Source organism: Hymenobacter persicinus (assembly GCF_004167665.1).
Lineage (GTDB): Bacteria > Bacteroidota > Bacteroidia > Cytophagales > Hymenobacteraceae > Hymenobacter > Hymenobacter persicinus.
Map to the genome: position 1 here is coordinate 53,827 of NZ_SEWE01000033.1, position 6,504 is coordinate 60,330.

Annotated in this window: 6 protein-coding genes; 3 read left to right on the forward strand and 3 right to left on the reverse strand. The window is 63.5% G+C overall.

Annotated elements, in window-relative coordinates; translation table 11 throughout:
• Window positions 1-47: 47 nt before the first annotated feature.
• The 3 genes from EWM57_RS14935 to EWM57_RS14945 form a co-directional block, all read right to left on the reverse strand.
• On the reverse strand, window positions 48-800 hold the full coding sequence (locus tag EWM57_RS14935) for a YdcF family protein (protein WP_129921961.1): 753 nt from the start codon (window positions 798-800) through the stop codon (window positions 48-50).
• A gap of 72 nt (window positions 801-872) precedes the next feature.
• The gene (locus EWM57_RS14940) at window positions 873-1,229 is read right to left on the reverse strand and encodes a thioredoxin domain-containing protein (protein ID WP_129921962.1); all 357 of its coding nucleotides are present in this window, start codon (window positions 1,227-1,229) and stop codon (window positions 873-875) included.
• Window positions 1,230-1,350: 121 nt separating this feature from the next.
• Complete coding sequence (locus EWM57_RS14945; protein WP_129921963.1) at window positions 1,351-3,138, reverse strand: DUF885 domain-containing protein; 1,788 nt, start codon at window positions 3,136-3,138, stop codon at window positions 1,351-1,353.
• A 127-nt stretch (window positions 3,139-3,265) separates the two neighbouring features.
• Between EWM57_RS14945 and EWM57_RS14950 the strand changes: the two genes are divergently transcribed.
• The 3 genes from EWM57_RS14950 (at window position 3,266) to EWM57_RS14960 (ending at window position 6,058) form a co-directional block, all read left to right on the forward strand.
• Window positions 3,266-4,726, forward strand: coding sequence for a DNA/RNA non-specific endonuclease (locus EWM57_RS14950; RefSeq protein ID WP_242510086.1), 1,461 nt, complete (start codon window positions 3,266-3,268; stop codon window positions 4,724-4,726).
• 4 nt (window positions 4,727-4,730) lie between these two features.
• Window positions 4,731-5,396: a DUF6896 domain-containing protein gene (locus EWM57_RS14955; protein ID WP_129921964.1), complete on the forward strand. Its 666-nt coding sequence runs from the start codon at window positions 4,731-4,733 to the stop codon at window positions 5,394-5,396.
• Between the two features lie 101 nt (window positions 5,397-5,497).
• Window positions 5,498-6,058 carry a cupin domain-containing protein gene (locus EWM57_RS14960; RefSeq protein ID WP_129921965.1) on the forward strand — a complete coding sequence of 187 codons (561 nt, stop codon included), beginning with the start codon at window positions 5,498-5,500 and terminating at the stop codon, window positions 6,056-6,058.
• Window positions 6,059-6,504: the final 446 nt, after the last annotated feature.

Consider the following 6,504-nt stretch of genomic DNA (forward strand, 5'->3'; position numbering starts at 1 on the left):
CTTTCTTAAAAACAGTAGTCGGGGGCTGGGAAAAAGAGTCAGGGCCGTTAGCAGTAGCCCATGATGCGGTAAGCCACGTAGCCGGTTATTTCGTGGGCCAGCAGCAGCCAGCGGCCCACGGCCCCGCCGCTGGGCACGAGCCAGTAAGCCGGGTCGGGCAGCCGGTCGGTGGAGCGAAAGTCGGCGGGCCAGGGCGTGGTTGTCAGGCCCACCCGCCGGAAGCAGCCCAAGGCCCGACGCTGGTGGAAGGCCGAGGTAATGAGCACCAGGGACTTGAGCTCGGGGTGCCGGGCCAGCAGCTCTTTCGTGAACTGGGCATTTTCGCGGGTGTTGCGGCTGCGCTCCTCGAGCAGAATGTGCGCCCGGGGCACGCCAGCCAGGCGCAGCAGCGTGTACAGGTCGCGGGCCTCGGTATGGGCCACCTCTCCCACGGCCCCCGAGCCACCCGAAATAATAATTCGGTCGATGCGGCCGGCCCGGTACAGCCAGAGGGTATTGGTAAAACGGTCCGCACCCTGGCCCAAATACACCCGGTCGTGGGGCGACTTATGCACCTCGGTGATGCCGGTCAGCAGCACGGCTGCGTCGTGGTGAGCCAGGGTGCGCAGCGGGGCCGCGGGCAGCTCCCAGGCCAGCAGGGCCTCGTTGCTGAGCGCGTTGTTGGTACCCACCACGCCCCCGACGATGGCCAGGGGCAGCAGCCAGCGGCGCCAGCGGGGGTTGCGCGCCAGGCGCACGAGCAGCCAGATTCCGACCGGCAGAATGGCGTAGAGCAGGAGTTTGGAAAGCAGAAAAAACACGGCGCGAAGCTAGCGGGAAAAAGCCAGCCGGGCATTCCGTCCGGTTATCCCTCGCCCGCCGTCCGGCCGAACCTAGTGGCTCTGGGGCAAAAACTCGCGCAGGCGCTGCAACATGGCCTGCACTTCCGCCTCGGTGGTCAGCGTGTCGCACTCCAGCAGGCGGCCCTGGCAGTAGCTGACGAAAAACGGCGCCACTTTTTCCTGCATCAGCTTGCGGGCCACCGGGCTTTCCTCAGAGGCCAGGCGCAAAAACACGATGGAGCGGAATTCTTCGTCGTCGGCAAACTTGGCGAAGGGCGGGGCCAGCAGCTCGCAGATGGCGCAGTTGTCGGAGGTGAATTTGGCAAACACCTTCAGGTGCTCGTGGGTGTAGCGGCGCAGGCCCTCGTCATCGGTGGTGATGACGCGCTGACGGTCGGCTTCTTTCATGAACGGGGCAGTAGAGTAGAACGGGTTGAGGCGGCGGAGCCGAGCTTGGAGCGCAGACAAAAAAGCCGCCCCGGAAATTCCCGGTGGGCGGCTTTTTTGGTAGCGGCTAACGGTTGAGCTTCTACGCTTTTTTCAGCATCATGTTCCGGATGTACTTCACCGGGGCGCTGCCGTAGCTCAAGAACTGCTCGTTGAAGGTTTTCAGGTCGAAGCGCGGGCCCTGCTCCCGCTTGAGCTCCTCGCGCAGGTCATAGATTTCGGTGTAGCCGGTGAAGTAGCTGCTGAGTTGCACCTGGCTTTGGGTGGCGCGCTTCCACTTGCCGGTGGCCTCGCGCTCCTCCTGAAACCCGTCGCGCATGAGCATACCCACCACGGCCTGCTGGCTGGCGTTATTGACTTGCACGTCGTGGTCGAGAATGGCGTTCAGCGTCACGCGCATGTTCCACTTATCCCACATCAGCCACATTTCGTCGGTGCCCCCGCCGTAGCCGCTTTCCAGCATCATGCGCTCCGTGTACACGGCCCAGCCTTCCACCATGGCCCCGTTGCCCATAATGGCCTTGATGAGCGAGGGGCTGCGGTTGGCGTACACGAGCTGGGTGTAGTGGCCCGGAATGGCTTCGTGGATGTTGAGAATCTGCAGGGTGTAGTCGTTGTACTCGCGCAAGTAGCTTTCGGCCTGCACGGGCGTCCACTCGGCGGGCACGGGCTCCACGTTGTAGTAGGTGTTGGCGGCCTTGTCGTAGGGGCCGGGGGCGGAAATGGAGGCGCCGGCCCCGCTGCCGCGCATGTAGAGCGGCGTGTCGCGCACGACCAGCGGCTTGGTCGGGTCCTGGGTGAGCAGCTTTTTATCGTTGACGAACTTAACCAGGGTGGGAATCTGCTGCTTGATGGCGGCGGCAAACTCGGCGGGCTTGGCGTGCTTTTCCGACAGCTTGCTGATAACGGTGCGAATCAGCTGAATGGAATCCGTGGGCTGGGGCTGGCCGGGGAAGTACTTGGGCCAGAGCCGGGCCGCGCGCCGGCCCATGTCGTGGAGCAGTTCGCGCCGGTGCTGCTGGGCCTTGGCGTACACTTGGTCGGCGGTGTAGGTCGACTGAATGTCGTAGGCAAACTTGCGGTCGAACAGGGCTTTGCCGATGCGAAACGAGCGAAACTGGCCCTTGGGTAGCACCTCAGTTTCGAGAAACTGCACGTAGCTTTCCATTTCCAGCTTGGTGGTGGCAATGCGGGTGCGGAAGTCCGATTTCTCCCGCTCCGACAGGCCCGAACGGCTGATGGAGTCAAGCAACGCGGGCCCGAACACCTGCAGCCCGCCCCGGGTCTGGTCGATGGCCAGCTTGGTGTGTTCCTCGGTGGGCCGGCTGATGTTTTGCTTGGCGGCCTCGTAGTACTCCACCGCGTGCCCGATTTTCTCCGAAATGGCGCGCAGGCGGCGGTCTAGGGGATGGTAGCGGCCGTTGAGCAGCTCGGCCACCGGGCCGCCGAGGTTGTAGCTGGCCGGATTCCACTGCCAGCTCCGCAGCGTGTCGGCGTACCAGCGGCTGCGGTCGAGGTAATTCTGAATCAGGTAGAAGTCAGTCTGGTTGTTTACCGACAGCTTTTCCACTGCAATGGTGCCCAACTCCTGGCGGCGGCGGGCCTGGGCGGCGGCTTCGGTCTGGCGCCGGGCGGCCGTCGGAATCACCAGCAGGGAGTCGTAGCGGTGGTAGCCTTGGTCGGAAGCCCACTCGGGATTGTAGTACCAGAGCGAGTCGATAAAGCGGGTTTTAAACCGCTCAAAGGCCAAGTCGGGGGCATCCGTTTCGGGGTTGCCGGCCTGCTGGCTTTGCTCACAGGCGCCGAGCCAGAGCGCCCCCGCGCAGCCGGCGGCCAGCAGCAGGAGTTTAGAAGTAGAGGTGTTGGTCATGCAGGGAGTAGGAATGAAGCGGGCAAGGTAGGGCACAAGGACCCGATTTCCCGCGCGACGTTGCCCGCCCCGCCGCCGAAACCCCGCGGGCATGCGGCAAACTGCCCGCACCTGCTACCTTCGCCTTATGTCGCGCTTCCTGTTCTTCCTGCCCCTGACGCTGCTGGCCTGCTCCCAGCAGCAAGCCGAAAACACCCGCTACACCGGCCCCGACGGCCCGGCGGCCATCCCGGTCGAGTCGGCCGGGCGCCCCGCCCAGGCGGCGGGTAGCTTTCCCGAGACCTTCGAGGCCGGGGGCAAGGGCGCCTACACGCCCGCCGACGAAACCCTGAGTTCGGGCTCCTGGCGCTTCGAGGAAGCGCTGATCGGCTCCTCGGACCAGGACCACAAGAACGGCCAGCACGCCGCCCGCCTGCGCGCTCAGGGCCGGCTGCGCATGAACTTCGACGCCGCCCCCGGCGTGCGCACCATCCGCATCAGCTCGGCGGCTTACGGTACCGACCCGGCCAGCACCTGGGAGCTCTGGGGCAGCCTCGACGGGGGCCGTAGTTTCCGCCGCATCGGGCAGCCGGTCCGCACGCAGGGACCCAAGCTGGTCGTCACCACTTTCGAGGGCGGTGCCACCGGGTCCCTACGCCTGGAAATCCGCAAGACCGACGCGGGCAAGGGCCGGCTCAACATCGACGACATCGTGCTCGATACGGCCACCGGCCCGGCCGCCGGCGGCGCGGCCAGTCCGCCGGTGCCCCCGGTTGTTGGCAGCAGTCCGGCCCCGGCCGGCACCTCCTTGCCCCCCGCTACCACCCGGCAGGCCACGGCCGTCGTCAGCTCCCGCGACGACAACATGGCCCTGGGCAACCCCAGCGGGGCCACGGCCAGCCTCGACAACCCGACGAACTACCTGCTGACCAAGCCCCAGTACGTGCTCAGCTATAATGCCAATCGGGGTACACCGACCTGGGTGAGCTGGCACCTGAACCGGGCCTGGATGGGCGACGCGCCCCGTCAGGACGACTTCCGCCCCGACCCGGCCCTGCCCCGGCAGTTTTACCAGGTCACGCCCCGCTCCTACTCGGGCTCGGGCTTCGACCGGGGCCACAACTGCCCCAGCGCCGACCGCACCACCGACCTGGACGACAACTCGGCCACGTTTCTGATGACCAACATGATTCCGCAGGCCGGCAACAACAACCAGCGCACCTGGAGCAGCCTCGAGGAATGGGGCCGCCAGCAGGTGAGCCGGGGCCAGGAAATCTACATTATTATGGGCTCCTACGGCAAGGGCGGCACCGGCACGGCGGGCCTGAAAACCACCATCGACAACGGCCGCGTAACCGTGCCGGCCCGGGTGTGGAAGGTGCTGGTGATTCTGCCCGAAGGCTCGGATGATTTGCGGCGCATCCCGACCCAGGCCCGCATCGTGGCCGTGGATACGCCCAACGACAACAGCGTGAGCCCCGACTGGAGCCGCTACCGGGTGTCCATCGACGCCATCGAAAATGCCACTGGCCTGGACTTGCTCAGCAAGCTGCCCGTGGACGTGCAGGCCCGGCTGGAGGCCCAGGTGGATACGGGTCCGACGCGGTAGGACGATGCAGGAGCGCTACTCGGTTCCGGAAACGGCCAGCCTGCCGCAGCCGCACGAGCTGACCAGGCTGCTGCAGCAGTACCGGGAGGTTAGCTTAAAGTACACGCTCCTGCCCGCTGGCTACCTGGAAATGCTGGATCAGGCACTGGAAAATCACACTTTCCTCCACTGGGAAACTGCCGGCCTTATCCTGCTCACGCCAGCGGTTTCCACCGTCAGCATCCTGGCCCGGCAAGAGGCGCTCTACCACTGCGCCCAGGCATTCCGGCAGCAGGCCTTTCAGCTAACGGAACTGCTCCTCGAAGCGCGGGCCGTTCCGATCGGTAAGCGGCACGACTGGCGGGAGCTGATGCAGCTTAAGATGAGGCAGGCCCGTGGGGCGGTGAATGAGGAATGGACCTACTACCTGCACGGCTGGGAATGCCGGTTTGAGCATACCGGCACCGGCCAGGTCGTGGAAGTTATTGTTGCTAATCTACCCGAATGCGGGTGCCTGGACGCCTACTTCTTTCTGACATACATCAATACCACTGCCGCCTTCGCGGAGCTGCGCCAATGGCTGGGCAATGAGGACGCAAACGTCGGGAAGGCGCTTCGGATCCTACGGAGCCAGGGGGTTCTGCAGCAACTGGCGGCCGCCCGTGACGACAGAAACCTGTTTGCCGGCTAAAGCCGGCCCGCCCGGCCTGTGAGCAGGTCGTATTGAATAAGCTAAAATGGCTATATTTAGTGACGCCCGCCGTTTTTGGCTCACCCTTAACTCTTCCGGCTATGCAGCGCAGAACATTTGTGCAGTCCTCTCTGGCCGCGCTGCCTTTGGTGGCTGGCTTTTCGGCGCCGAACTTTACCGACCGGCCTACCAAGGGCTTTAAAATTCCGGCCGGGGAAGGTCGCCTGCACGGGCACCTGCAACTCAAGGGCGTCAACGCGAACATTCTGGATTTAAAGGTCTCGGGCAACGACACGAACGGCGACCTGGCCATCTTCGAGCAAACCAGCCTTTCCCCGGGCCGGGGCACGCCCCTGCACATTCACCTGTACCAGGACGAAATCTTCACCGTGCTGGCCGGGGAGTACTATTTCCAGGTCGGCGACGACAAACACCGGCTCAGCACTGGCGACAGTATCTTCCTGCCCCGGCAGGTACCCCACGCCTGGACCCAGGTGAGCCCGACGGGCAAAATGCAGGTTACGCTCCAGCCCGCCGGCAAGCTCGAGGAATTCTTCGTGACCATGGCCGGCCTCAAAACCGAGCCCACGCCCGTGGAAATTGCCCGCATCTTCGCCGCCTGCGACATGCAAGTGGTGGGCCCACCGCTGAAGGTAGACTGAGTCTGTGGGCGACTTCCTACCTTCCCAGCTTCAACGCCACCCCGAAGCTGATGAAACTCCCGCTCTGACTTATGCCAAGTATGATTAGCGCAGCAGACGCCGAAACAGTAGCAAATGGCTTAGGTATTCCCATTCAGGAGAGACAGGATTTATTTGAATTTCGGTTAGCCAAAGGCACGCACGAAATATGGATTCAGCTGCTAAAAAACGGGCAATACATCTTCGTAAGTCTTATTGTTGATCAACTGGAATACCCTATTGAGCATATCGAGTTTTACATGCAGTAACCGAAACCAGAAATACTACAGGAAGCGAGGGAAATGGCCGAGCTGCTTTACACCCACCAAACCCGGTTTGTCCGGGAAGTGAAAGCTGGTAAACTGAAGCTGGCTCTCGAAGTCCTGCAAGAAGGTAGCTGGGCTCAGTTTGGCTATTTTAATACTGCT